This is a genomic window from Actinacidiphila paucisporea (assembly GCF_900142575.1).
GTDB classification, from domain to species: domain Bacteria; phylum Actinomycetota; class Actinomycetes; order Streptomycetales; family Streptomycetaceae; genus Actinacidiphila; species Actinacidiphila paucisporea.
In genome coordinates, this window is record NZ_FRBI01000058.1 from 9,265 (window position 1) to 10,307 (window position 1,043).

The 1,043-nt window shown below is 65.6% G+C and carries 1 protein-coding gene and 3 pseudogenes; 3 read left to right on the plus strand and 1 reads right to left on the minus strand.

What is annotated here, in order from left to right:
• The 3 genes and pseudogenes from BUE44_RS37710 to BUE44_RS39960 form a co-directional block, all read left to right on the plus strand.
• Window positions 1-246, plus strand: a 246-nt coding sequence (locus tag BUE44_RS37710; protein ID WP_159450338.1) for a hypothetical protein, incomplete at its 5' end; no start/stop codon positions are given.
• Between the two features lie 99 nt (window positions 247-345).
• Window positions 346-558, plus strand: a pseudogene (locus tag BUE44_RS39955) (recombinase family protein); the annotation flags it as partial.
• A gap of 26 nt (window positions 559-584) precedes the next feature.
• Window positions 585-752: pseudogene (locus tag BUE44_RS39960) on the plus strand (recombinase family protein); the annotation flags it as partial.
• A gap of 20 nt (window positions 753-772) precedes the next feature.
• Here BUE44_RS39960 and BUE44_RS39705 read toward each other — a convergent pair.
• A pseudogene (locus BUE44_RS39705) lies at window positions 773-1,043 on the minus strand (ISAs1 family transposase); the annotation flags it as partial.

Genomic DNA, 1,043 nt, shown 5'->3' on the forward strand with positions numbered 1-1,043 from the left:
CCCGAGCGAGCCCGCGCGCTGGCCACCGACGCCGAGCAGATCGCCCGCACCATCACCGACCCGGACCGGCAGGCGCAGGCGCTGACCAGGGTGGCAAAGGTGGTCAGTCTGCCGAGGGCTGGTCACTTGCTGGGGGAGGCATTTGCGCTGGGGTCGTGGCTGACGCCTCTGCCGGTGTTGGCAACGATTCACCCGCAGGAAGTGATTCGGATCGCAGACGCGGTGTACGCAGACGATCGTTCGTGAAACACGAAGATCCACCTGACGTTCCCCCAGGTCACGAATGTAACGCTTCCCGCGTACGCGCCAATGTCACGCACAACCCCGTTGACGTTACGTTTGACGATGAGAATTGGCGTCGCCCCTGTATCCAAACGGGACCAACACCCCGAAGCCCAGCAAGACACCCTGAAAGCCGCAGGCTGCGAACGGATCTTCACCGACAAGGCCAGCGGCAAGCTCGCCCGCCGCCCCGAACTCGACAAGGCCCTCCTGGTCGCCCGCGAAGGCGACCAACTCGTCGTCACCAAACTCGACCGCCTCGGCCGCTCCCTGGAGAACCTCATCGACGCGCCAAGGAGCTCCAGAAGCGCGGCGTCGACCTGGTCGTGCTCGACCAGGGCATCGACACCTCCACCGCGGTCGGCCGGAGGTTCTTCCAGATTCTGGGCGCGGTGGCCGAGTTCGAGCACGCCCTGATGTCCGAGCGCACCGTCGACGGGCTGGAGGCCCAGGGCGATTGCAAAGTCTGATGATCTTGGATTGGTGCTGGTCAGTTGAGTCCGAGGAGGGTCAGTGGCCGCTCGAAGGGGCGGAGGGACATCTCGCGGAGTCCGGCGGCGATGTTGGTGTGGCCGGCGGCACGGAGCTGGTTGATGGCGAAGCTGCGGAGGGTGGCCATGTTCTCCGGTCCGTGTCCGGTGCGGACCTTGGAGGCGTCCTCGTGGAAGGCGGTGTCCCGCACAAAGTGCAGTCGGTTTTCGATCACCCACTGTGACCTCACGACCTTCGCGATGCGCTCGGGAGTGGCCTGGCGGCTGGTC